The organism is Rodentibacter sp. JRC1 (assembly GCF_020521555.1).
In the GTDB taxonomy this organism is placed as follows: domain Bacteria; phylum Pseudomonadota; class Gammaproteobacteria; order Enterobacterales; family Pasteurellaceae; genus Rodentibacter; species Rodentibacter abscessus.
The window spans coordinates 623,129-648,090 of record NZ_BPWA01000001.1 but is presented as its reverse complement, the minus strand read 5'-3'; the positions used below and the strand labels follow the sequence as shown (position 1 = coordinate 648,090).

General features: G+C 40.7%; 25 protein-coding genes and 1 riboswitch. Of the genes, 17 read left to right on the top strand and 8 right to left on the bottom strand.

The genetic code is table 11. The features are described from left to right. Nucleotides 1-11: 11 nt before the first annotated feature. Together secA and mutT are read left to right on the top strand one after the other, a co-directional pair. Nucleotides 12-2,711, top strand: coding sequence for a preprotein translocase subunit SecA (secA, locus tag HEMROJRC1_RS02875; protein ID WP_226691546.1), 2,700 nt, complete (start codon nucleotides 12-14; stop codon nucleotides 2,709-2,711). 81 nt (nucleotides 2,712-2,792) lie between these two features. Further along, the gene (mutT, locus tag HEMROJRC1_RS02870; RefSeq protein ID WP_226691545.1) at nucleotides 2,793-3,194 is read left to right on the top strand and encodes an 8-oxo-dGTP diphosphatase MutT; all 402 of its coding nucleotides are present in this window, start codon (nucleotides 2,793-2,795) and stop codon (nucleotides 3,192-3,194) included. Nucleotide 3,195: 1 nt separating this feature from the next. On the opposite strand, the gene holA is transcribed toward mutT, so the two are convergent. The 7 genes from holA to HEMROJRC1_RS02835 form a co-directional block, all read right to left on the bottom strand. Then, a complete protein-coding gene (holA, locus tag HEMROJRC1_RS02865; RefSeq protein WP_226691544.1) occupies nucleotides 3,196-4,230 on the bottom strand; it encodes a DNA polymerase III subunit delta in 1,035 nt (344 codons plus the stop codon). Continuing rightward, nucleotides 4,230-4,733 (bottom strand): LPS assembly lipoprotein LptE, encoded by a 504-nt coding sequence (gene lptE, locus HEMROJRC1_RS02860; protein WP_226691543.1) that lies wholly within the window; start codon nucleotides 4,731-4,733, stop codon nucleotides 4,230-4,232. The genes holA and lptE overlap by 1 nt, the downstream gene beginning before the upstream one ends. A gap of 266 nt (nucleotides 4,734-4,999) precedes the next feature. Next, nucleotides 5,000-7,588 (bottom strand): leucine--tRNA ligase, encoded by a 2,589-nt coding sequence (leuS, locus tag HEMROJRC1_RS02855; protein WP_226691542.1) that lies wholly within the window; start codon nucleotides 7,586-7,588, stop codon nucleotides 5,000-5,002. A 128-nt stretch (nucleotides 7,589-7,716) separates the two neighbouring features. After that, a complete protein-coding gene (gene yggU, locus HEMROJRC1_RS02850) occupies nucleotides 7,717-8,004 on the bottom strand; it encodes a DUF167 family protein YggU (RefSeq protein ID WP_226692914.1) in 288 nt (95 codons plus the stop codon). A gap of 61 nt (nucleotides 8,005-8,065) precedes the next feature. After that, nucleotides 8,066-8,611 (bottom strand): YggT family protein, encoded by a 546-nt coding sequence (locus tag HEMROJRC1_RS02845; protein ID WP_226691541.1) that lies wholly within the window; start codon nucleotides 8,609-8,611, stop codon nucleotides 8,066-8,068. Beyond that, nucleotides 8,611-9,555 carry a magnesium/cobalt transporter CorA gene (corA, locus tag HEMROJRC1_RS02840; protein WP_226691540.1) on the bottom strand — a complete coding sequence of 315 codons (945 nt, stop codon included), beginning with the start codon at nucleotides 9,553-9,555 and terminating at the stop codon, nucleotides 8,611-8,613. The genes HEMROJRC1_RS02845 and corA overlap by 1 nt, the downstream gene beginning before the upstream one ends. Nucleotides 9,556-9,879: 324 nt before the next feature. Continuing rightward, nucleotides 9,880-10,473: a YajG family lipoprotein gene (locus tag HEMROJRC1_RS02835; protein ID WP_226691539.1), complete on the bottom strand. Its 594-nt coding sequence runs from the start codon at nucleotides 10,471-10,473 to the stop codon at nucleotides 9,880-9,882. 93 nt (nucleotides 10,474-10,566) lie between these two features. On the opposite strand from HEMROJRC1_RS02835, the gene HEMROJRC1_RS02830 reads away from it, so the two are divergent. The 15 genes from HEMROJRC1_RS02830 to raiA all read left to right on the top strand — a co-directional run bounded on the left by HEMROJRC1_RS02830 (nucleotide 10,567) and on the right by raiA (nucleotide 23,545). Beyond that, nucleotides 10,567-10,878 (top strand): BolA family transcriptional regulator, encoded by a 312-nt coding sequence (locus HEMROJRC1_RS02830; RefSeq protein ID WP_226691538.1) that lies wholly within the window; start codon nucleotides 10,567-10,569, stop codon nucleotides 10,876-10,878. Nucleotides 10,879-11,203: 325 nt separating this feature from the next. Beyond that, the gene (locus HEMROJRC1_RS02825; protein ID WP_226691537.1) at nucleotides 11,204-12,547 is read left to right on the top strand and encodes a Na(+)-translocating NADH-quinone reductase subunit A; all 1,344 of its coding nucleotides are present in this window, start codon (nucleotides 11,204-11,206) and stop codon (nucleotides 12,545-12,547) included. A 2-nt stretch (nucleotides 12,548-12,549) separates the two neighbouring features. Beyond that, entirely contained in the window at nucleotides 12,550-13,785 is a 1,236-nt protein-coding gene (locus tag HEMROJRC1_RS02820; protein WP_226691536.1) for an NADH:ubiquinone reductase (Na(+)-transporting) subunit B, read from the top strand. Beyond that, a complete protein-coding gene (locus tag HEMROJRC1_RS02815; protein ID WP_226691535.1) occupies nucleotides 13,778-14,512 on the top strand; it encodes a Na(+)-translocating NADH-quinone reductase subunit C in 735 nt (244 codons plus the stop codon). Before HEMROJRC1_RS02820 ends, HEMROJRC1_RS02815 begins: the two co-directional genes overlap by 8 nt. Further along, nucleotides 14,512-15,138: an NADH:ubiquinone reductase (Na(+)-transporting) subunit D gene (locus tag HEMROJRC1_RS02810; protein ID WP_226691534.1), complete on the top strand. Its 627-nt coding sequence runs from the start codon at nucleotides 14,512-14,514 to the stop codon at nucleotides 15,136-15,138. The genes HEMROJRC1_RS02815 and HEMROJRC1_RS02810 overlap by 1 nt, the downstream gene beginning before the upstream one ends. A 3-nt stretch (nucleotides 15,139-15,141) precedes the next feature. Further along, complete coding sequence (nqrE, locus tag HEMROJRC1_RS02805) at nucleotides 15,142-15,738, top strand: NADH:ubiquinone reductase (Na(+)-transporting) subunit E (RefSeq protein ID WP_005631374.1); 597 nt, start codon at nucleotides 15,142-15,144, stop codon at nucleotides 15,736-15,738. 12 nt (nucleotides 15,739-15,750) lie between these two features. After that, on the top strand, nucleotides 15,751-16,986 hold the full coding sequence (gene nqrF / locus HEMROJRC1_RS02800; RefSeq protein WP_226691533.1) for an NADH:ubiquinone reductase (Na(+)-transporting) subunit F: 1,236 nt from the start codon (nucleotides 15,751-15,753) through the stop codon (nucleotides 16,984-16,986). Nucleotides 16,987-17,152: 166 nt separating this feature from the next. Then, entirely contained in the window at nucleotides 17,153-18,193 is a 1,041-nt protein-coding gene (locus HEMROJRC1_RS02795; protein WP_226691532.1) for an FAD:protein FMN transferase, read from the top strand. A gap of 5 nt (nucleotides 18,194-18,198) precedes the next feature. Continuing rightward, on the top strand, nucleotides 18,199-18,459 hold the full coding sequence (gene nqrM, locus HEMROJRC1_RS02790) for a (Na+)-NQR maturation NqrM (protein ID WP_226691531.1): 261 nt from the start codon (nucleotides 18,199-18,201) through the stop codon (nucleotides 18,457-18,459). Nucleotides 18,460-18,501: 42 nt separating this feature from the next. Beyond that, nucleotides 18,502-18,918, top strand: coding sequence for a nucleotidyltransferase substrate binding protein (locus tag HEMROJRC1_RS02785; RefSeq protein ID WP_226691530.1), 417 nt, complete (start codon nucleotides 18,502-18,504; stop codon nucleotides 18,916-18,918). Next, nucleotides 18,900-19,253, top strand: coding sequence for a nucleotidyltransferase domain-containing protein (locus HEMROJRC1_RS02780; protein ID WP_226691529.1), 354 nt, complete (start codon nucleotides 18,900-18,902; stop codon nucleotides 19,251-19,253). The genes HEMROJRC1_RS02785 and HEMROJRC1_RS02780 overlap by 19 nt, the downstream gene beginning before the upstream one ends. Nucleotides 19,254-19,305: 52 nt before the next feature. After that, a complete protein-coding gene (mnmA, locus tag HEMROJRC1_RS02775; RefSeq protein WP_226691528.1) occupies nucleotides 19,306-20,460 on the top strand; it encodes a tRNA 2-thiouridine(34) synthase MnmA in 1,155 nt (384 codons plus the stop codon). 103 nt (nucleotides 20,461-20,563) lie between these two features. Beyond that, nucleotides 20,564-21,118 (top strand): flavin reductase family protein, encoded by a 555-nt coding sequence (locus HEMROJRC1_RS02770; RefSeq protein ID WP_226691527.1) that lies wholly within the window; start codon nucleotides 20,564-20,566, stop codon nucleotides 21,116-21,118. A gap of 302 nt (nucleotides 21,119-21,420) precedes the next feature. Continuing rightward, nucleotides 21,421-21,544: riboswitch (glycine riboswitch) on the top strand. An 82-nt stretch (nucleotides 21,545-21,626) separates the two neighbouring features. Continuing rightward, nucleotides 21,627-22,994, top strand: coding sequence for a sodium:alanine symporter family protein (locus HEMROJRC1_RS02765; protein WP_226691526.1), 1,368 nt, complete (start codon nucleotides 21,627-21,629; stop codon nucleotides 22,992-22,994). A 230-nt stretch (nucleotides 22,995-23,224) separates the two neighbouring features. Beyond that, complete coding sequence (raiA, locus tag HEMROJRC1_RS02760; RefSeq protein ID WP_226691525.1) at nucleotides 23,225-23,545, top strand: ribosome-associated translation inhibitor RaiA; 321 nt, start codon at nucleotides 23,225-23,227, stop codon at nucleotides 23,543-23,545. A 70-nt stretch (nucleotides 23,546-23,615) separates the two neighbouring features. Here raiA and rhlB read toward each other — a convergent pair whose 3' ends face one another. Beyond that, nucleotides 23,616-24,866, bottom strand: coding sequence for an ATP-dependent RNA helicase RhlB (gene rhlB / locus HEMROJRC1_RS02755; protein ID WP_226691524.1), 1,251 nt, complete (start codon nucleotides 24,864-24,866; stop codon nucleotides 23,616-23,618). Nucleotides 24,867-24,962: the final 96 nt, after the last annotated feature.

Genomic DNA, 24,962 nt, shown 5'->3' with positions numbered 1-24,962 from the left:
AAAGAGAAATTATGAGCATTTTAACGAAAATTTTTGGTAGCCGTAACGACCGTATTTTGCGTAAACTTAAAAAACAAGTCGTAAAAATCAACAAATTAGAATCTGAATTTGAAGCGCTAACCGATGAACAACTCCGTGCTAAAACCGATGAATTTCGCGATCGCCTAAAATCCGGCGAAACCTTACAGGATATTTTACCGGAAGCCTTTGCCACAGTACGTGAAGCAAGCAAACGTGTTTTGGGTATGCGTCATTTTGATGTACAGCTTATCGGCGGTATGGTGCTGACTAATCGTTGCATTGCGGAAATGCGAACAGGTGAAGGGAAAACCTTAACCGCAACATTGCCTTGCTATTTAATCGCCCTTGAAGGCAAAGGCGTTCACGTGGTAACCGTGAATGATTACCTTGCCCGCCGAGATGCAGAAACGAATCGTCCGTTATTTGAATTTTTAGGAATGAGTGTCGGCGTAAATATTCCGGGTTTACCGCCTGAAGCCAAACGCGCGGCTTATGCAGCGGATATTACTTACGCAACAAACAGCGAACTTGGCTTTGATTACCTGCGCGACAACTTAGCGCATTCAAAAGAAGAACGTTTCCAACGCTCTTTAGGCTATGCCTTAGTGGATGAAGTGGATTCTATTTTAATTGATGAAGCCCGTACGCCATTAATTATTTCTGGTCAGGCGGAAGATAGTTCCGGACTTTACATTGCAGTGAATAAATTGATCCCGCATTTAATCAAACAAGAAAAAGAAGATACGGAAGAATATCAAGGTGAAGGCGATTTCACTTTGGATCTCAAATCTAAACAAGCTCATTTAACCGAACGCGGTCAAGAAAAGGTTGAAAACTGGTTGGTAGAACAAGGGTTAATGCCGGAAGGTGATTCCCTCTATTCACCGGGACGTATCGTATTACTCCACCACGTGATGGCGGCATTGCGCGCCCATACTTTGTTTGAACGTGATGTGGATTATATCGTCAAAGACGGGGAAATCGTCATTGTAGATGAGCACACCGGTCGTACAATGGCAGGACGTCGTTGGTCTGACGGTTTGCATCAAGCCATTGAAGCAAAAGAAGGCGTAGATATTAAGAGCGAAAACCAAACCGTTGCCTCAATTTCTTATCAAAACTATTTCCGCCTATACGAAAAATTGGCAGGAATGACGGGGACGGCGGATACCGAAGCCTTTGAATTCCAACAAATTTATGGTTTGGAAACCGTAGTGATTCCAACCAATCGCCCAATGATTCGTGATGACCGTACGGATTTAATGTTTGAGAGTGAAGAATACAAATTTAATGCGATCATTGAAGACATTAAAGATTGTGTCGCTCGCCAGCAACCTGTGTTGGTTGGTACGATTTCCGTTGAAAAATCCGAAGAATTATCTAAAGCCTTAGATAAAGCCGGTATTAAACACAACGTATTAAATGCGAAATTCCACCAACAAGAGGCTGAAATCGTGGCGGAAGCCGGTTATCCGGGCGCAGTGACTATCGCAACAAATATGGCGGGACGCGGTACGGATATTATTCTTGGAGGGAACTGGAAAGCACAAGCGGCAAAATTGGAAAATCCTACCCAGCAACAAATTGATGCGTTAAAAGCAGAATGGGAGAAAAACCACGAAATCGTGATGAAAGCCGGTGGTCTGCATATTATCGGTACCGAGCGTCACGAATCTCGCCGTATTGACAACCAATTACGTGGTCGTTCGGGTCGTCAAGGTGATCCGGGTTCGTCCCGTTTCTACTTGTCTTTAGAAGACGGTTTAATGCGTATTTACCTGAACGAAGGCAAGCTAAATTTAATGCGCAAAGCCTTTACCGTACCGGGTGAAGCGATGGAATCCAAAATGTTGGCAAAAGTCATCGCATCGGCACAAGCAAAAGTGGAAGCATTCCATTTTGATGGTCGTAAAAACTTACTCGAATATGATGATGTAGCGAATGATCAACGTCACGCAATTTACGAACAACGCAATCACTTATTGGATAACGATGATATTTCCGACACTATTAAAGCGATTCGCCATGATGTATTCAATTCCATGATTGACCAATATATTCCACCGAATTCTTTGGAAGAACAATGGGATATAAAAGGGCTTGAAGAACGCTTGAGACAAGAGTTCGGTATGGAATTACCGATTGCGCATTGGTTAGAAGAAGATAGCAATCTTCACGAAGAAAACCTACGTGAGCGCATTGTAGAAATCGCAGAAGAAGAATACCAAGAAAAAGAAGCCCTCGCCGGAAAAGAAACGATGCGTAACTTTGAAAAAGGTGTAATGTTGCAAACCCTTGATGAACTTTGGAAAGAGCATTTAGCGGCAATGGATTATTTACGTCAAGGTATTCACTTGCGCGGTTATGCACAAAAAGATCCGAAACAGGAATATAAAAAAGAATCTTTCCGTATGTTTACGGAAATGTTGGATTCATTGAAACATCATGTGATTACAACATTAACCCGCGTACGTGTGCGCACTCAGGAAGAAATGGAAGAAGCAGAACGTGCACGTCAAGAGATGGCGACACGTGAAAGCCAATCTCATCAGCCTGTCAGAGAAAATGGTGAGCCGACACAAAATGAGGGGGGGGATTCTCGTCGTCATGTCGGTCGTAATGAGCCTTGTCCTTGCGGTTCCGGCAAAAAATATAAACATTGTCACGGTAACCGTGCAAAATATAATTAATGAAGCAAAAGTGCGGTTATTTTTGACCGCACTTTTCGCTGTCGATTATAACGTTCATATCTCCCTACATTCGGATTAAAAATGGATAAGAAAATTATACAAGTTGCCGCCGGTATTATTCGTAATGAATTTGGACAAATTTATTTAACCCAACGTTTAGAAGGACAAGATTTCGCCCAATCTCTTGAATTTCCGGGAGGGAAAGTTGATGCCGGTGAAACGCCGGAGCAGGCCTTAAAACGGGAGTTAGAAGAAGAAATCGGTATTGTGGTGCTAAATGCAAAACTTTATGAACGCTTTCAATTTGAATACCCGACTAAGATTATCTCGTTCTTTTTTTATGTTGTAGAAGAATGGATTGGCGAACCCTTTGGGCGTGAAGGACAAGAGGGATTTTGGATTGAGCAAAATGCATTAGATGCGGGATTATTTCCACCGGCAAATGCAAAACTTATCCAGCGTTTAATTGCCGAATCAACCTGATTTATAAACAAATTTTTACGGATAAATCCGCTAACTTGTTCCATACATCATCACTAAATTCTTGTTTAGCGAGGCGTTCTATATTTGCTAATTCTTGAATAATCCCGTACAGCTTTTGATAGGTTAACCGCTGCACGGCACTTAAAAAGAAAGGGCGGCGATTTTGCCAAATTTTCAGGCGATCAAACTCCGCCTTAATTTGTTGAACCGGCAAGGCATCCGTTATACGAATACGTTGTTGAGGCTTGGTCAGTTCCAATAATGTAAAGAGTTCGCGTTGTAATGTGCGCAATAAAATGATCGGTTGCACGTCCTCTGCCTGCAAACCGTTTAAAATTCGTTTAGCGCGATTTACTTTACCGGCGAGAAGCGCATCAATCCATTGAAAAGGTGTAAAAACCGAAGATTGTTCCACCACCGCAATTACGCGATTGTAGGTAAGTTTATGATCAGGGTGAAGCAAATCCAGTAATTGTAGGGCTTGTTTTAGGGCGAGCAGATTATTTTCATAGCTATAACAAAGTTGCTGAATAGCTTCATCATCGGCTTGTAACCCCATGGTTTGTACTCGATTTTTTACCCAACGAGGAAGATTCTCCGCACTAGGCGTTTGACAGTTCACCAATAATGCATTCGGTTCATACTGATTTAATGCGCTGAACCAAGCTTGTTTTTCTGTGGTTTTAGCCAACTTCGGCATTGTCAGAACCAGTAGTACATCTTCATTTAACACCGCAGTTAATTCTTGAAGATTTTTTTGCAAAAGTGCGGTCAAATTTTCCGGTAAATTGAGAACAAGCAATTGCTTGTTGAAAAATAAGCCCATTGACTGACAACTTTCAATAAGTTGCGCCCAATCTGTTTGATTATCAATTTGTAGGCTATTTTTTTCATCAAACCCTTGTCGATTAGCCGCCTGATAAATTATTTCTTCACTTTCACTGAGCAACAACGGATCTTGCCCCACCAAGAAATAAACCTTGGCTAACCGTTGGGAAAGATGATGACTGAGTTGCTCAGAGAAAATGCGATTCATTATTTACCTTTTACTTGCTGCTGTAATGCCACCATTTTTGTGATCAATTGGCGTGCGGCTTGATCGCGCATATCATTCCAAATCACATCACGCTCTGCCGATTTTGCAAGCGCGGCACGTGAGTTATCAAAGAAAGTGCGGTTTACTTTTGCAGTAATTGGATAAGTATCTCCATTGGCTAAACGTACACTGGCTTCCACTTCTAGAAGCAGGAGTTTTTCCGCTTCCCGTCCACGTTTAAAAATAGAAGCGACCTGATCGTTTGTCGTTTGTTTATTAATGCGTAATACCGGTACACCCTGTGTTGCATTGACAAGTTTTACATCATTCGCTTGCAACTGACGACGCATTGTCATTGACATTTCACTATAAGGATCGCTACTTTCAAAGGCAATCGTACGTAATTCCTGAGGAATTAACGCCCCATTTTGAAAATGCCAACCGCAGGCTGAAAGGAAAACGATACCGGAAATAAGCACTAATTTTTTGATTGAGTTGAGCATAAAAATTTCCTTTAAAATTCGGTATTATGTTGCAAACACACAAAGCAGAAATAGCTTGAATTGTAGGGGAGTTAAGCTTTGCGTAACGCACTATTTCATCTATTAGTGCGTTACGGCCACCCTACAATGGTTTGTACAACGACTACCTAATACCGTTAAAATTAACCGCACTTTTATTTTATGGAGCTGCCGATACGTTCTGTACAAGATTAACCCTGTTGAGGGCGTATGCGATATGCTCTAATAAGCCCGATTATTTTTATGGATTATTGTGGTTTTACCACGACATTTAACAGTTTACCTGCAACATAAATTACTTTCACTATTTGTTGACCGTCAGTAAATTTCTTCACGTTCTCATCGGCAAAAGCAATGGTTTTCACCGTCTCTTCGTCCGCATTTGCCGCAACCGTTACTTTACCACGCACTTTACCGTTTACTTGCACAACAATAAGTTTTTCATCCTCAACCATCGCAGATTCATCGGCTTTCACCCATTCTACGGTATCGATAGGGCTTTCATTTTCTAATGCCTGCCATAATTCAAAACAGATATGCGGCGTAATCGGATAAAGCATACGAACAACTGCACTCAATGCCTCCGCCATCACGGCACGATCTTGCTCGCTTTCCAACGGGGCTTTGGTGAGTTTATTCATCAATTCCATAATCGCTGCAATGGCGGTATTGAAGGTTTGACGGCGGCCAATATCATCACTCACTTTTGCAATGGTCTTGTGAACCTCACGGCGAAGGGATTTTTGAGCCGCTGAAAGTGCGGTTATTTCTAGGGCTGTTTTTGCCGGATTTTGTTGATATTGATAGACCAAATTCCATACCCGACCTAAGAAACGTTTTGCCCCCTCTACGCCGGATTCTTGCCATTCAAGGGTCATTTCCGCAGGAGAAGCAAACATCATAAATAAGCGAACGGTATCCGCACCGTATTTTTCCACCATTTCTTGCGGATCAATACCATTGTTTTTTGATTTCGACATTTTGGTCATACCGGTATGAACTAATTCACGACCTTCCTGATCCGTTGCTTTGATGATACGACCCTTTTCATCACGTTCAAGGGTAACCTGTGTCGGGCTAACCCAAATACGTTCGTTAGTCGGGCTGGTGTAATAGAACGCATCGGCAAGCACCATTCCCTGACACAGCAATTTTGTTGCCGGTTCATCACTTGTCACAAATCCCGCATCACGCAAAAGTTTGTGGAAGAAACGGAAGTATAATAAGTGCATAGTCGCATGCTCGATACCGCCGATATATTGATCCACCGGTAACCAATAATTCGCTTCCTCTTTGTCTAGCATCGCTTCGGAAAATTTCGGTGAGGTATAACGGGCGTAATACCAAGACGATTCCATAAAGGTGTCGAAAGTGTCGGTTTCTTTCAATGCAGGCGCACCGTTAAAAGTTGTTTTCGCCCAGTTTGGATCCGCCTTAATCGGGCTTTTAACTCCGTCCATCACCACATTTTCAGGTAAAACAATCGGTAAATCTTCTAAAGGTGCAGGCACAACATCGCCGTTTTCAAGCGTAAGCATCGGGATTGGGGCACCCCAATAACGTTGGCGGGAAACGCCCCAGTCACGTAAACGGTAATTCACTTGGCGTTTACCCATCCCTAATTTTTCCAATTTATCGGCAATGCCATTGAATGCATCCTCAAAATCCGCACCATCAAATTCAGCGGAATTAATTAAGATGCCGTGTTCGGTAAAGGCTTGCTTAGTTAAATCCATTTCTTGATCGGCAAGCGGAGCAATTACTTGTTTTATCGGTAAACCATATTTTTGTGCAAACTCATAGTCACGTTGATCGTGTGCCGGTACCGCCATCACCGCCCCGGTTCCATAGTGCATTAACACAAAGTTTGCCACCCAAATCGGTAATTTCTCACCGGTTAGCGGATGAATAGCAAATAAACCTGTCGCCATCCCTTTTTTCTCCATTGTTGCGAGATCCGCTTCGGCAACTTTGGTGTTTTTCGCTTCTTGAATAAATGCCGCTAATTCAGGGTTATTTTTCGATGCAAGATCTGCCAAAGGATGGGCGGCGGCAATGCCTAAATAGCTTACGCCATAGAAAGTATCGGGGCGCGTGGTATAAACCGATAATTTTTCATTTATTTCAGCAATATCAAAGGTAATTTCAACCCCTTCCGAACGCCCGATCCAATTGCGTTGCATGGTTTTTACCATATCAGGCCATTGCGGAAGATTGTCCAAACCGCCTAATAATTGTTCTGCATAATCAGTGATTTTAATAAACCATTGCGGAATTTCTTTTTGTTCCACCGGCGTATCGCAGCGCCAGCAGCAACCTTCGTGTACTTGTTCGTTGGCAAGCACGGTTTCATCATTCGGACACCAGTTTACGGTTGAGGTTTTTTTATACACTAAACCTTTCTTGTAAAGCTCGGTGAAAAACCATTGTTCCCACTTGTAGTATTCCGGTTTGCAGGTGGCGATTTCACGATCCCAGTCAAAACCAAAACCTAAAAGTTGAAGCTGTTTCTTCATATAGGCAATGTTTTCATATGTCCATTTTGCCGGGGCGGTTTTATTTTTAACCGCCGCCCCCTCTGCCGGTAGACCGAACGCATCCCAACCGAAAGGTTGTAACACGTTTTTGCCTAACATACGTTGATAGCGTGATACCACATCGCCAATGGTGTAGTTACGCACATGTCCCATATGTAAGCGGCCTGATGGATACGGAAACATTGAAAGACAGTAATATTTTTCTTTAGATTCGTCTTTGATAGCTTTAAAAACTTTATTTTCTGCCCAGTATTGCTGAACTTTCGGTTCGATGATATCAGGACGATATTGTTCTTGCATAAAATCACCTTAAATTTTGACCGCACTTCGGCGGGATTTTTACATTGGAAAACGTGGCATAGGATACCGTAAAACGGTATAAATTAACAGGGAGAGAGGTGAAAGTGCGGTGATTTTTTTGTTTGTTTTTACAATAGATTTTCGATTTCTTTCGGGATTAATTTCGGATTAGGAATCCAAATTTGTTTGTGACGATTCAGTTCGCCTTTTTCAAGCACGATACTACTTTTTGGTACTTTAAAAGCTTTACTTAAAAATTTTAACAAATGGGCATTTGCTTGTCCGTCTATCGGCGGTGCGGTAATTGTAATTTTAAGTTCATCATCATAAAGCCCGACAATATGATCTTTACTGGCTTTAGGTTGCAAAAAGATTTTTAGGCGAATACCGTCCGGTGTTTGTTCAATCGCTGACATCATCTTATTCCGTAAATAAAAGCCACGAAAATCGCGGCTAACCAAATTCTTATATTTTGTTTTAGCCTGCAATCAGCCAAAGTCCTTTTAACATATCAATCATAAAATTGTTGATAAATAACAAGACAAAAACAATCACCATCGGCGAAAAATCAATGACGCCGATTGTCGGTAAAATCTTTCTTACCGGGCGGAGCAAAGGCTCTGAAAGCTGATAGAGGGCATAGATAATCGGGCTATTGCCACGGTTAAACCAACTTGAAATTGCACCGGCAAATAATACGTAGAAAATGGCTACACCAACCGCTTTTAAAATGCTGAGTACACCTAAAATCAGCATCACATCAATGACCAAGCCGAAGTAAAGTACGGCTTTTAATATGCCAAGTACGAAAATAAGTAAAAATGCGGCGGTATCGATATTTTTGATGACCGGCGCAATTTTACGAATCGGTTTAAGTAGCGGCTCCGTTACTTTTACCGCAAATTGTGAAAGCGGGTTGTAATAATCCACTCGGGCAAATTGTAACCACGCACGTAAAACGAGCACAAGTGCATAAAGATTAATCAAAGAACCGATAAACAATGCGGTTTGGGATAATTCCATTATAGCCATCCTTTTCGTTTAAAATAAATATATGGGGTCAGTGCCGCAGCAATCATTAAGCCGATTGCCATCGGGTAACCGTATTTAAAATGTAGCTCCGGCATAAATTCAAAGTTCATTCCGTAAGTGGATGCCACAAGTGTTGCCGGCAGGAACATAACGGAAACTACAGAGAAAAATTTCATAATTTTATTCTGTTCGATATTAATGTAACCCATTGCCGCTTGCATAAGAAAATTCACCTTTTGGAATAAAGATTCATTATGCGGTTGTAAAGATTCGATATCTCGTAGGATTTCGCGCGCTTGTTCCAACTGATTCGCCGGCAAACGGGTTTTACGCACAAGGAAACCTAACGCTCGCTGGGTATCCATCAAACATAAACGAACTTTAGAACTGGTGTCTTCTTGCTCCGTTAGAGTGTTTAACGCCTCATTAAAAGCCTCATCTTGTGTACCGTTTAAGATAACACGGCTTAGCTCTTCCAAATCAGCGTACACATTTTCGATAACATCGGCAAGTTGCTCGATTTTGGTTTCAAATAAATCTAATAATACTTCGTAAGCATTGCATTCTAGCAGACGTTGATTACGTGAACGCATACGATATAAACGGAACGCCGGTAATTCACGATCACGCAGCGTAAATAAGCGGCCGTCACGAACCGTAAACGCCACACTGGCAAGATCCGCAAAGTTTTGCTCATCTTCGCAATAAAAGAATGAGTGAAGATGTAAGCCGTCTTCATCTTCAAAAAAACGTGCGGATGCTTCAATGTCTTCTAATTCAAGGAAAGAAGCGAGACTTTGTCCCAAACCGTCCTGTAACATTTCACGCTCTTCACCGGTCGGCTCTAGTAAATCAAGCCAAATGGCAGAACTGAGATTTTCCATTTCATCAAGACGTGTAAGACGTGCATCGTTAATGGCAAATGCGTTTATCATTGGTCATACTCCTTTTAGGATTATGAAGAGCCAACCGTGAACAAAAAAGAAATCGAACGAAATCGGCACAATAAAAGTGCGGTCGGTTTTCTACCGGTTTTTATATGGGATTCGTTCAATAAAAGATGCCGAAGAAAGGTAACGATTTACCAGCGAACTCTCGCTGATAAGTTGGCGAGAGTCTAAAGTGATATTCGGTATCGACTATGACTGTCCAAAGTGTGTGTCCTTCTAATTAAAAATCGCGCGAATGTTACGCTTGAAAGGGGAATTCGTCAAGCTTTTGTGGGAAGAAAAATAGGGGCGATATCGCCCCCATTGGAATTAGCGACTGTACCGATTAATCGCTTGGCTGATCTCTTGATCTTGATAAATGTTATTCACAATATCTTTGAAAGTTTCACCCAATACTTTTTGAATTTCATCATTATCGGCATTAAATGCGCCCGATTGCGAGCGGGTCGCGTTAAAAATTTTACTGTAATTTCCGGTAGAACCTTGCACAAGCACATCGACTTGAATTTTAGCGGTTAAGTGATAGCGTAGATTGCCCTGATCAACATTGGTAAAAAAGTCTTTGATTTGAACGGTAACGCCGGCATTTGAATTATTGGCTTGTCCAATGCGAAAGCCCTTGCTTATCAAATTTTGTTGCATTACTTGTTGAAATAACTGCGTGACGCTCGGGGAAGCATTAAGTTTAACCAATTCACCGTTTTTCACATAAAAGGAAACTTCAGGTTGAGCACGCACATCGTTTGCCATTACGTACACAACCGCTGTTTGATTAACATTCATTGATGCGGTTGGTGCCTGTGGTGTGAATGTTAAAGTGTTTGAGGGTGCTTGACAGCCGATAAGAAAAAGTATCGCAGCGATAACTGCTGAGAATGCTTTGATTTTGTTGGTAAGTTTCATAATTTCCTCAATTAATAGCATTAATCTGTGCTATTCTTGCAAACTTGCTAGCTAATGTATAGCCTTATCTACAAATTTTATTGGAGATTGATGATGTCAAAACAGCAAGAATTGCTAGATAAAATTCACGCCGAATTTCAACCGCACTTTGTAACCGTGGAAAATGAAAGCCATCTGCATAGTTCGGGAAAAGGTGCCGATTCTCATTTTAAATTGGTCATTGTAAGTGATGCTTTCATCGACGTGGGCAAAGTACAACGTCATCAAAAACTCTATCAATTGTTTTCTGACGATTTAAAAAATGGCATTCACGCATTGGCTCTTCATCTTTACACAAAAGAAGAATGGGAAAAGCGGGGAGAATCCTTCCCGATTTCACCCAATTGTATGGGAGTAGGGCGATAGGTTTATGCCGTTTCCGATTTCTAGTCCTTTAGGTGTATTTTCTTAAAAAGTTCACAATTTTTTCACAAAATGTGTGGGTTAAAGTGGAATGAAAAGTCAATTTTCGCTAGAATGAGGCGCTTTAAATTTTATATTTCTAATTTTTTGATAAGCATATATTACTTCGCTTGTTGAAAAATTGAGCCGATTTGAGTTTTTTTATTTATGTGTCAGCGGTTAATGCTTTGATGATTAAAGTGTTCTCTGTCACGCTCAAACACGAGATTGCATTTAAGTTTGCTTATTTGCAATCATATTTTTAACCTTGAAAAGTAGTGCAAACAATATGATTACAATTAAAAAAGGCTTGGATCTTCCTATTGCAGGAAAACCGGCACAAGTAATCCACAACGGTAATGTTGTGAATCAGGTTGCGATTCTTGGTGAGGAGTATGTGGGGATGCGTCCTTCTATGAAGGTGCGCGAAGGTGATACTGTTAAGAAAGGTCAAGTACTTTTTGAAGACAAGAAAAATCCGGGTGTGGTTTTCACAGCCCCTGCAAGCGGTACTATCACAGCAATTAATCGTGGCGAAAAACGTGTATTACAATCTGTGGTAATTGATGTGAAAGGTGATGAACAGATCACTTTTGCGAAATATAATGCAGATGAACTCAATACGCTTTCTTCCGAACAAGTAAAACAAAACCTTGTAGAATCAGGATTATGGACTGCATTGCGCACTCGTCCGTTCAGCAAAATTCCGGCGATTGAAAGCGAACCTTCTTCTATCTTCGTAAACGCGATGGATACGAATCCGTTGGCTGCCGATCCTGAGGTAGTGTTAAAAGAACATTGGCAAGATTTCACCAATGGTTTAACCGTACTAAGCCGTTTATTCCCGTCTAAACCGTTGCGTTTATGTAAAGCCGGCGACACGAATATTCCAACAGTGGATTTATCAAATCTTGAAATTCATGATTTCGGTGGTGTACATCCGGCCGGTCTTGTTGGAACACATATTCACTTTATTGACCCTGTCGGTGCACAAAAAACCGTATGGCATATTAATTACCAAGATGTCATTGCTATCGGTAAATTATTCACGAGTGGCGAACTTTACGTAGAACGTGTTATTTCACTTGCCGGTCCGCAGGTAAAAGAACCTCGTTTAGTGCGTACGGTGATCGGTGCAAATCTTTCTCAATTAACTAAAGATGAACTAATTGCGGGTGAAAATCGAGTCATTTCCGGTTCTGTGCTTTGTGGTAACACGGCAAAAGGTGCGCATGACTATTTAGGTCGTTACGCATTGCAAGTGTCGGTGATTGCCGAAGGTAATGAAAAAGAATTTTTCGGTTGGATCACTCCGCAACCAAATAAATATTCCATTACCCGTACCGTATTAGGTCATTTCGGTAAAAAATTATTCAATTTTACGACCTCGGAAAATGGTGGCGAGCGTGCAATGGTGCCAATTGGCAATTATGAGCGCGTAATGCCGTTGGATATTTTACCAACATTGTTATTACGCGATTTAATTGCCGGAGATACAGATGGTGCTCAAGCATTAGGTTGTTTAGAGTTGGATGAAGAAGATTTAGCACTTTGTTCATTCGTTTGCCCGGGCAAATATGAATACGGTTCAATCTTGCGTCAAGTATTGGATAAGATTGAGAAGGAAGGTTAAAAATGGGTTTAAAAAATCTTTTTGAAAAAATGGAACCCGCGTTTTTACCAGGTGGTAAATACAGCAAGCTTTATCCGATCTTTGAATCGATTTACACCTTGCTTTATACACCGGGTACGGTAACGCACAAAAACACGCACGTTCGTGATGCGTTAGACTCAAAACGTATGATGATCACGGTTTTCCTCGCATTATTCCCTGCTATTTTCTACGGGATGTACAATGTGGGTAACCAAGCGATTCCTGCGTTAAATCAATTAGGTAATTTAGAACAATTAATCGCAGACGATTGGCATTATGCACTAGCGAACGGTTTGGGCTTAGATCTAAGCCTGAATGCAGGCTGGGGTAGTAAAATGGCGTTAGGTGCGATTTTCTTCCTTCCGATTTACTTGGTCGTGTTCACCGTTTGTACGGTTTGGGAATTATTATTCTCTGTTGTACGTGGTCACGAAGTAAATGAAGGAATGTTCGTTTCTACCATTCTTTTCGCTTTAATCGTTCCACCGACATTACCATTATGGCAAGCCGCTTTAGGTATCAGTTTCGGTATTGTTGTTGCAAAAGAAATCTTTGGTGGCGTTGGCCGTAACTTTATGAACCCTGCACTTGCAGGTCGCGCCTTCCTGTTCTTTGCTTATCCGGCACAAATTTCCGGTGATTTGGTATGGACTGCCGCAGACGGTTTCTCAGGTGCAACGGCACTTTCTCAATGGTCTCAAGGTGGTCAAGGTGCTTTACAACACGCAGTAAGCGGCACGCCGATTACTTGGATGGATGCGTTTATCGGTAATATTCCGGGATCAATGGGCGAGGTTTCCACATTAGCCATTTTAATTGGTGGTGCAATCATTGTATTCACCCGTATTGCAGCGTGGCGTATTATTGCCGGTGTAATGATCGGTATGATCGCAACTTCAACCCTATTTAATCTTATTGGTTCCGAAACTAACCAAATGTTCTCAATGCCTTGGCATTGGCATCTTGTTTTAGGTGGTTTTGCATTAGGTATGGTGTTTATGGCGACTGATCCTGTTTCCGCTTCTTTTACTAACACGGGTAAATGGTGGTATGGCGCATTAATCGGCGTAATGGCGGTGCTAATTCGTACTGTAAACCCGGCATATCCGGAAGGTATGATGTTAGCGATTTTATTTGCAAATCTATTTGCACCGATTTTTGACTACCTCGTAGTTCAAGCAAATATCAAACGTCGGAGAGCGAGAACAAATGGCTAAGTTTAATAAAGACAGTGTAGGCGGCACAATTCTTGTTGTGTTGCTATTGAGTTTAGTTTGTTCCGTTATTGTTGCAGGTTCTGCGGTAATGTTAAAACCGGCACAAGAAGAACAAAAATTACTCGATAAACAAAAAAATATCTTAAACGTAGCAGGTCTTTTACAAGAAAAAACAAATGTAAAAGAGACCTACGCGAAGTTTATTGAACCACGTTTTGTTGATTTAAACAGCGGTGAGTATGTTCAACAAGCCGACGAAAGCTTACTGGCAATACCGGCTGATGAAGATAAAGCACGAATCCGCACTCGTGCCAAAACTGCCGAAGTGTATCTTGTGAAAGATGAGCAAGGGCAAACCCAACAAGTGATTTTACCGATTTACGGTACCGGTTTATGGTCTGTAATGTACGGTTTAGTCTCTGTTCAGCCGGACGGAAACACCATTAACGGTATAACTTACTACCAACATGGAGAAACTCCGGGACTTGGTGGTGAAATTGAAAACCCGAATTGGGCAGGTTTATTTAAAGGTAAAAAATTATTTGACGAGCAACATAAACCGGCGATTCGCATTGTGAAAGGTCAAGCTCCGAAAGATGAACACAGTATTGACGGTTTATCCGGTGCAACCCTAACCGGTAACGGTGTTCAAGGTACTTTCGACTATTGGTTCAGTGCTAACGGCTTTAGTAAATATCTTGAAAAACTTCAAGCAGGAGCAAACTAATGTCTGGAAAAACAAATTTAAAAGATCTGTTGTTAGCCCCTGTGGCGAAAAACAATCCGATTGCATTACAAATTCTCGGCATTTGTTCTGCATTGGCAGTCACAACAAAATTAGAAACCGCATTTGTAATGGCAATTGCGGTAACCTTAGTAACGGGTTTATCAAATCTCTTTGTTTCATTGATCCGTAACTATATTCCAAATAGCATTCGTATTATCGTGCAACTTGCTATTATTGCTTCATTGGTAATCGTGGTTGACCAAATTTTGAAAGCCTATGCTTATGGTTTATCCAAACAGCTTTCGGTTTTCGTTGGTTTGATTATTACTAACTGTATCGTAATGGGTCGTGCTGAAGCTTATGCAATGAAATCACCACCGCTTGAAAGTTTTGTGGATGGTATCGGTAACGGTTTAGGTTATGGTGCAATGTTAATTATTGTCGCCTTCTTCCGTGAACTTATCGGCTCGGGCAAACTATTCGGTATCACTATTTTTGAAACGATTCAAAATGGTGGTTGGTACCAAGCAAACGGTTTATTCCTACTTGCACCAAGTGCATTCTTCATCATCGGATTTGTAATCTGGGGATTAAGAACATGGAAACCGGAGCAACAGGAGAAATAATCAATGGAACATTATATTAGCCTATTTGTGAAGGCCGTCTTCATTGAAAATATGGCACTTTCCTTTTTCTTAGGAATGTGTACTTTCTTGGCGGTATCAAAAAAAGTTTCCACCGCATTCGGTTTAGGGATTGCAGTAACTTTCGTTTTAGGGATTGCCGTTCCAGTCAACCAATTAATTTATGCAAATGTATTGAAAGAAAATGCGTTAATTGAAGGTGTGGATTTATCATTCTTAAACTTCATTACCTTTATCGGCGTTATCGCAGGTTTAGTACAAATCTTAGAGATGGTATTAGACAAATTTATGCCGTCACTATACAACGCATTAGGGATCTTCTTACCTCTTATCGCGGTAAACTGTGCGATTTTTGGTGGCGTGTCTTTCATGGTTCAACGTGATTACAACTTCCCTGAATCAATCGTATATGGTTTTGGCTCCGGTTTAGGTTGGATGCTTGCTATCGTAGCTCTTGCCGGTTTAACGGAAAAAATGAAATATGCGGATATTCCGGCAGGCCTAAAAGGATTGGGTATTACCTTTATTTCTGTTGGCTTAATGGCGTTGGGCTTTATGTCCTTTTCCGGTATTCAATTATAAGGAGTGTAATCAATGAGCGATTCAGTAATTCTTGCACTCGGTATTGCCGCATTTACGGTTATCGTATTGGTGTTAGTTGCAATCATCTTATTTGCGAAATCGAAACTTGTGGATTCAGGTGATATTACCATCGGTATTAATGATGATCCTGAAAAGGCGATCACCTTACCTGCCGGCGGCAAATTATTAGGCGCATTGGCAAGCAAAGGGATCTTCGTCTCTTCTGCCTGTGGCGGCGGTGGCTCTTGCGGTCAATGTGTAGTGAAAGTAAAAAGCGGCGGTGGCGAAATTCTCCCGACCGAGCTTTCCCACATCAATAAACGTGAAGCCAAAGAAGGCTATCGTTTAGCTTGCCAAGTAAACGTGAAAGGCAATATGGAAGTAGAACTTCCGGAAGAAATCTTTGGTGTAAAAAAATGGGAATGCACCGTTATTTCCAACGACAATAAAGCTACTTTTATCAAAGAACTTAAATTGGCGATTCCTGAAGGCGAAGAAGTTCCGTTCCGTGCCGGTGGTTATATTCAAATTGAAGCGGAACCACATGTGGTGAACTATAAAGACTTTGATATTCCCGAAGAATACCATGAAGATTGGGATAAATATGATTTATGGCGCTATGTTTCAAAAGTGGACGAACATATTATCCGTGCTTATTCAATGGCTTCATATCCGGAAGAGAAAGGCATTATTATGCTTAACGTGCGTATTGCAACGCCTCCTCCTCGTCAACCGGATGCGCCTCCGGGTCAAATGTCCTCTTACATTTGGTCATTAAAAGCAGGTGATAAAGTCACGATTTCCGGTCCGTTCGGTGAATTCTTCGCAAAAGATACCGATGCGGAAATGGTCTTTATCGGTGGTGGGGCCGGTATGGCGCCTATGCGTTCACATATCTTTGACCAATTAAAACGTTTACACTCTAAACGCAAAATTTCATTCTGGTATGGTGCGCGTTCTAAACGTGAAATGTTCTATGTGGAAGACTTTGATCAGCTTCAAGCTGAAAATCCGAACTTCACTTGGCATGTTGCCTTATCTGACCCATTACCGGAAGATAACTGGGATGGTTACACAGGCTTTATCCACAATGTGCTTTATGAGAACTATCTGAAAAATCACGAAGCGCCGGAAGATTGTGAATACTATATGTGTGGGCCTCCGGTAATGAACGCCGCAGTAATTAAAATGTTGAAAGACTTAGGCGTTGAAGATGAAAACATCTTATTAGATGATTTCGGCGGTTGATTTTAGTTAATCAAAACGTCATAAAAATTGACCGCACTTTTTATGAAGTGCGGTCAAAATTTAAAGTATTTTATAGAATGAGCAAGTACGTTTCATTATCATAATAATTACAGGCAAGCTGATTGAGAAGTCAGTTTGCCTGTAATTTGTCTATTAGGAAAAATAAATGAAAAAAGTATTAATCGGATTTGTTACTATTACCTTAATGTTCACTCTTTCGGCTTGTAAAAAAGATCCTGAAATGGTTTCACTCAGCGGTAAAACGATGGGAACAACTTATCATATAAAATATATTGATGACGTCTCCGTTAATGAAAATGCACAGAATACGCATAAACAGATTGAAACTATCCTGAAAGATGTGAACGCGAAAATGTCCACTTACATCAAAGATTCCGAATTAAGCCGTTTCAATCAAAATACTCAAGTAAATACGCCTATCGAAATTTCTCAAGACTTTGCCACAGTGCTTTCTGAAGCGATCCATTTAAATAAAGTTACCGAAGGCTCACTTGATGTCACGATCGGGCCGGTTGTGAATTTATGGGGATTCGGGCCGGAAAAACGCCCTGAACAGCAACCTACACCGGAGCAACTGGCAGAACGTCAGGCTTGGGTTGGTATTGATAAAATCACACTTGATCTCAGCGGTAAAAAGCCAACATTAAGTAAATCCGTCCCCCAAGTCTATATTGATCTTTCTTCTATTGCGAAAGGTTTTGGTGTTGATCAAGTTGCAGATAAACTTGAACAATTAAATGTGCAACATTATATGGTAGAAATCGGCGGTGAAATTCGTACTAAAGGCAAAAATGCAGAAGGCAAAGTATGGCGGATTGCCATTGAAAAACCGAATTTGACAGGTGAAAGAGCGGTCGAAAATGTGATTGGTTTAAATAATATGGCAATGGCGACTTCAGGCGATTACCGTATTTATTTTGAAGAAAACGGAAAACGTTTTGCCCATGAAATTGATCCGAAAACAGGCTATCCGATTCAACATCATTTAGCATCAATCACCGTGTTAGCACCTACTTCGATGACGGCAGACGGTCTATCAACCGGATTATTTGTGCTTGGTGAAGATAAAGCAATGGAAGTTGCCGAAAAAAATGACCTTGCCATTTATTTAATTATCAAAACAGCCCATGGCTTCGAAACCAAAATGTCATCGGCATTTAAAAAATTAACGGAAACAAAGGAATAATAATTATGCAAACTTTATTTTTTACGCTAATTGCATTCATTACTATCATTTTATTGATGTCCATCGGATTTATTATCAAAAAACAAAGCTTGAAAGGCAGCTGCGGTGGTTTATCAACACTTGGTATTGCCAAAGCCTGCGATTGTGATAAACCTTGCGATACGCTTCAATCAAAACTTGATGCAGGTGATGAGCAAGCCAAATCTGAATATGAACAAAAATTTACAAAGAAAAATGATGATTCGCAATTCTACGAAGTAAAATAAATTCAGATTGATAAAATACTTCTCTATTTCAAAGGAGTGTCTGTGTTACAAGAAGCTCGTTGGAAACAACGTTTTCAAAACTATCAAAAATCAGTAACTTATTTATCTAATGAAGTCGAACAGTACAGAGATACGGATATTGAAGTTATTAAGAAAGGTATAATCCAAAGTTTTGAAATCTGTCATGAACTTGCTTGGAAACTTATGCAGGATATTTTAAAAGAAGAGGGAGAGACTGAGCTTTTCGGTTCTAAGTCTGCAACACGCATTGCTTTTAATCGAGGGCTGATTACTCATGGTGAAATTTGGTTAGAAATGATTAAAAGCCGTAATCTTACTGTTCATACTTATGATGAGGCAATGATTGACACGGAATTTCAGAAAATTACGAGCCAATATTTGCCTTTATTTATCGCTTTTGAACAAAGAGTAAATTCATTATGCAACAGTTCGGTTTAAGCGATAAACAGCAACAGATTATTAGAAACATACTTGCTCGTTATCCTGAAGTGGAGCAGGCTATTATTTATGGCTCTCGTGTAAAAGGTTCGTTTAGAGAAGGTTCGGATATTGATTTAACCTTAAAAGGCAAGCTCATCACTCAAGAGATTCTTAGCAATATTTGGAACGATCTTGAGGATTCTTATACACCTTACTTATTTGATTTATCCATATATCAAAATCTATCAAATCAACAACTTATTGAAAGTATTGATAAAACAGGAAAAGTTTTTTACCAACGTGAAAATAGCCAACACAATGAAATAAATTCATTTACCGCCTACAATCCGTAGGTATTTTACAACCACCAATGTGCTTCGCCTTAACCGAAGTTACGGGAGAACTATGTTAATTTCAAATACTTATAACCAAAACTTTCCTAAACTCAGTCCGTCACAGCTTGCCGAAAACGCAACCAAAAAAGTGATTTGCGGAATGTCCGGCGGCGTAGATTCATCAGTTTCCGCTTTTATTCTTCAACAACAAGGTTACCAAGTGGAAGGCCTATTTATGAAAAATTGGGAGGAAGATGATGACACGGATTATTGTACCGCAGCCGCTGATTTAGCAGATGCACAAGCCGTATGCGATAAACTAGGCATCAAATTACATAAAATTAATTTTGCCGCAGAATATTGGGATAATGTGTTCGAACATTTCTTAACGGAATATAAAGCCGGTCGTACCCCCAATCCCGATATTCTTTGCAACAAAGAAATCAAATTCAAAGCCTTTTTAGAATATGCAGCAGAAGATCTTGGCGCGAACTATATTGCGACAGGTCATTATGTACGCCGTACAGATGATGATAGTAACGCAAAGCTATTACGTGGCTTGGACGCCAATAAAGATCAAAGTTACTTCTTATACACCTTGAGTCATAAACAAGTGGGACAAAGCCTATTCCCGGTAGGAGAAATAGAAAAACCGATAGTGCGTGCAATTGCGGAAGATTTAGGCTTAATCACCGCGAAGAAAAAGGATTCAACCGGCATTTGCTTTATCGGTGAACGTAAATTTAAAGATTTCCTCGCTCGTTATTTACCGGCACAACCGGGCAACATTCGTACCGTAGAGGGTGAAGTGATCGGTCGTCATGATGGCTTAATGTACCACACACTAGGGCAACGCAAGGGTTTAGGCATTGGCGGTTTAAAAAATGCCGGCGATGAAGCTTGGTATGTAGTGGATAAAGATGTAGAAAATAACGAGTTGATTGTTGCACAAGGAGCGGATCATCCTCGTTTATTTTCCAATGGTTTAATTGCAAAACAACTCCATTGGGTTGATCGTCAACCGATTTGCCAACCATTACGTTGCACAGTTAAAACCCGTTATCGTCAAACAGATATTCCTTGTGTCATTGAACCTATTGATGATGAAACTATTCAGGTTATTTTTGATGAACCGCAAGCAGCCGTAACACCGGGACAATCCGCAGTATTTTATCTTGATGAAGTCTGTTTAGGCGGTGGAATTATTGAAGAACGAACTAATTAATTTACCTTTTTCAGCAAAGCTGAGTGCGTTTTAATTATAACCCCAAAAGGGAATATAAAATGTACTCTTTTTTTATATATTATAAGAAAATAAGGAGTTAAATATGCATAAAACTATTCCACACGGTGCGTTTTATTATGGAACGTCTATTTTTCTACTCTCTACCATTGATAAGGAGGGGAATACGAATATTTCACCACTTTCATCTAGTTTTAGTTTATTAGATAACATTGTTATTGGAATTTATAAACAGAGCAAAGGTTTCGCTAATTTATTAGAAACCCCTGAAGCTGTTATTAATTTCCTTCCCGAAACACTTGCTCCTACTCTTGATAAAATTGAAAAACTTTCAGGTCATCACATACAAAATAAATTTGAAATCGCAGGTCTTACTCCACAGACCTCAACTTTAGTTAAACCGCTACGTATATTAGAATCACCTCTCCAAGCTGAAGTGAGTGTTGCCAAAATTAGCGATTTATCCGATAGTGGGTTTGCATTAATTGAATTTAAGATTAAAACAGTACATGCAAATGAAGACATCTTATTTGACGAAACTCGTATTGATCCAAACAAATGGAAACCTCTCATTTATAATTTCCGCCATTATTATGGTTTGACCGAAAGTAAGGGAAAAAATTTTAAAGCATACTGTTAATTCATTTTAAAAAGAATTTTTTAGGAGTAGGGTTGCGTTACGGCTTTGCCTAACGGCACCCTAAGATATTTTGTGCCGGTGCTACATCATTCCGAAAAAATCCGGTGTTTTTGACCGCACTTTATTCTTCTATCCCCTTGATAATATTGATAAACCCTTTTGCTTTTGCTAGAATCTGTGCCGTTTTTCCTGATGTATCAGTGAAAAATGAGTTCGGATGAAGGTAGCTGGAGAGTAGGGAATTGACCCTACGCCGACGATGTAAAATCTTTCAGGCGCGCGCAAGCGCAGGGACTGTTACTGGACGAACCCTTGGAGAGAGCCGTTGCCCCGCTAGTGGGGGTAAATGGACGCCGAAGGCGCAAAAGAGCGGTCGTTTTTAACGCCGTTTTTCAAACGCTCAGGCAAAAGGACAGGGGCTAAAAGACAATCTGTATTTTTCTTTTCTCGCGGATTCTTTTCGTCTCCTTGTTGCGTTTTATTGGTTTTTAGACGACGAGGAATCACAATGTCATTAGAGACAATTCTATCAGCTATTGATAACTTTATTTGGGGCCCACCGTTACTCATTTTGTTATCCGGTACGGGGCTTTATCTCACTTTGCGTTTAGGTTTTATTCAAATTCGTTACCTGCCACGTGCACTCGGTTATTTATTTAGGAAAGATCGTGGTGGGAAAGGAGATGTTTCTTCCTTTGCCGCACTTTGCACAGCATTGGCGGCAACGATTGGAACGGGCAATATCGTTGGTGTAGCAACGGCTGTTCAAGCCGGCGGACCGGGGGCGATTTTTTGGATGTGGTTGGTTGCTTTGCTTGGTATGGCAACCAAATACGCCGAATGCTTACTTGCGGTGAAATATCGTGTGAGAGATCGCCGTGGGTTTATGTCCGGTGGGCCGATGTATTATATTGAACAGGGTTTAGGCATTAAATGGTTGGCAAAAATGTTTGCCGTATTTGGTGTGTTGGTGGCATTTTTCGGTATCGGTACCTTTCCACAGGTGAATGCGATTACGCACGCAATGGAAGATACCTTTCATATTCCGGTGATTATTACGGCTATTATCGTAACCCTATTGGTAGCAATGATTATTTTGGGCGGGGTAAAACGCATTGCGACAGCTTCCTCTATTATTGTTCCTTTTATGGCGATTTCTTATGTTCTGGTTTCTATCATTATTATTTTACTCAATTGGGAAAAAGTACCGAATGCGGTTTGGCTGATTATCCATAGCGCATTTAATCCGCAATCGGCTTTAGGCGGCGCATTAGGTTTTACCGTGATGAAAGCAATTCAATCGGGTGTGGCTCGGGGTATTTTCTCTAATGAATCAGGGTTGGGAAGCGCACCGATTGCCGCCGCCGCCGCACAAACGCGTGAGCCTGTTCGCCAGGGATTAATTTCTATGACGGGGACTTTTTTAGACACGATTATTGTATGCACGATGACAGGGATCGTATTAGTGCTTACCGGTGCGTGGAGTAATCCGTCACTTGCCGGTGCAACGGTAACGAATGCTGCATTTTCGCAAGGTTTAGGTTCTCCGATAGGGGCGACTATCGTAACGATCGGCTTATTATTTTTTGCATTTACCACCATTTTAGGTTGGTGCTACTACGGTGAACGTTGCTTTGTTTATTTAGTCGGCACACGTGGTATTCGCCTATATCGTTTGGTTTTTATTGTATTAGTGGGAATTGGAGCATTCTTAAAACTGGATTTAATCTGGATTCTTGCGGATATTGTGAACGGTTTAATGGCATTCCCGAACTTGATTGCTTTAATCGGATTGCGTAAAGTCGTTATTGAAGAAACAAAAGACTATTTCTCCCGTTTAAAAATCAATCATCGCGATCAAGATGAATTGGTTTAATTTTGAATACGACCACAAAGGAAAGGAGGCTGTACGCCCCCTTTTTTGTTTCAATTTGTCATCATAACAACTTTTCTTAAAAAGAAAATCGCCAATGTTCAGAAATTAGAGCTAGATCATATTTTTAAAAATTTACTAAAAAATGACTTGAAAAAGCCCCTAGGTAAGACTATTTTGATATTAAATCAAACCGAGCCGAAAGGTTCCAACAACACGAAGAGGTAAATGCTATGACATTAAATATTACCAGTAAACAAATGGAAATCACGCCTGCAATTCGTGAGCATGTGGAAAGCCGTTTAGCAAAATTAGAAAAATGGCATACACAGTTGATTAGTCCGCATTTTGTACTTAATAAAGTACCGAATGGTTTTACTGTCGAGGCATCTATAGGCACACCGCTTGGCAACCTGCTTGCCAGTGCCACAAGCGATGATATGTACAAAGCTATTAATGAAGTGGAAGAAAAATTGGAGCGTCAGCTTAATAAATTACAACATAAAGGCGAAGCCCGCCGTGCTGACGAACGTTTGAAAGATTCTTTTGAATAATCATTGAAAGATTAGGAAAACATAATAGAGAAACGGTTGATCATTATTGAGTAATCAACCGTTTTTATTTTTATCTTCGATAAGAAGAACGATTTCTCATCATTGGTCGGGAATTATTGGAGCGTGATTTTAAGCGTAGCGGTTTTGGCAAATCTAATAAAGATGTCGGATCATATTGGCTAACAGGAATGGAATGATCAATATATTCTTCAATAGCCGGCAAATTCATCGCATATTCTTCGCAAGCAAAACTGATTGAGACGCCGCTTTCACCGGCTCGTCCCGTACGCCCGATACGGTGAACGTAATCTTCACGATCATCCGGCAAATCATAGTTAAACACGTGAGTCACATCCGAAATATGCAAACCACGGGCTGCAACGTCCGTTGCCACTAAAATATCTAAATTGCCGTCAGTAAATTGTTTTAACAAAGAGAGGCGTTTTTTTTGTGCGACATCGCCTGTGAGTAAACCGACACGATGCCCGTCTGCGGCTAAATAACCCCAAATTTCTTCGCAACGATGTTTTGTATTGGCAAACACAATGCAGCGTTCCGGCCATTCCTCTTCTATTAAGGTGAGTAAAAGCGCCATTTTGTCTTGGTTGGAAGGATAAAATAATTCTTCCTTAATTCGATGCCCGGTTTTTTGTTCCGGTTCAATTTCAATATATTCGGGATTATTCATATCTTCAAAGGCGAGTTCACGCACTTTGTAAGACAAAGTGGCGGAAAAAAGCATGGTTAAGCGTGCTTGTGGTGCTGGGCATTTGCGTAATAAATAACGAATATCACGAATGAAGCCGAGATCGAACATACGATCCGCCTCGTCTAACACTACCACTTGAATTTGCTCTAAACGAATCACCCCTTGTTTTACATAATCAATCACCCGTCCGGTCGTACCGATTAAAATATCGACACCACGTTCAATCGCTTGTAATTGTTTGTCATAACCGTCCCCACCGTAAGCAAGTGCGGTTTTTAATCCGCTTGTTTTTGCCATCAGTTCCGAATCATTGCTAATTTGCACCGCAAGTTCACGGGTTGGGGCGAGAATTAAAGCTCGTGGTTGTTTGTGATTGACATTTTCGGGTTTATGAGTGAGTAAATGATGAAAAGTCGCCGTCAAAAACGCCATAGTTTTACCCGTGCCGGTTTGGGCTTGGCCGGCAATATCTTTACCTTGTAACGTGATGGGTAAAGAAAGCGCTTGAATAGGCGTACAATATTCAAATCCCTTGCTTCGCAAGGCTTTTAGAACGGTAGGATGTAAAGGAAAATCAGCAAAACGTTGCTGACTTAAATAATTTTGTTGCATAAAAAAGACATCATTTGAAAAATTTTGCCTAGCATAGCACGAACGGAAAAATTCCCCAAAGAATATACATAATCCGCAGAATGGTTTAATCAAGGT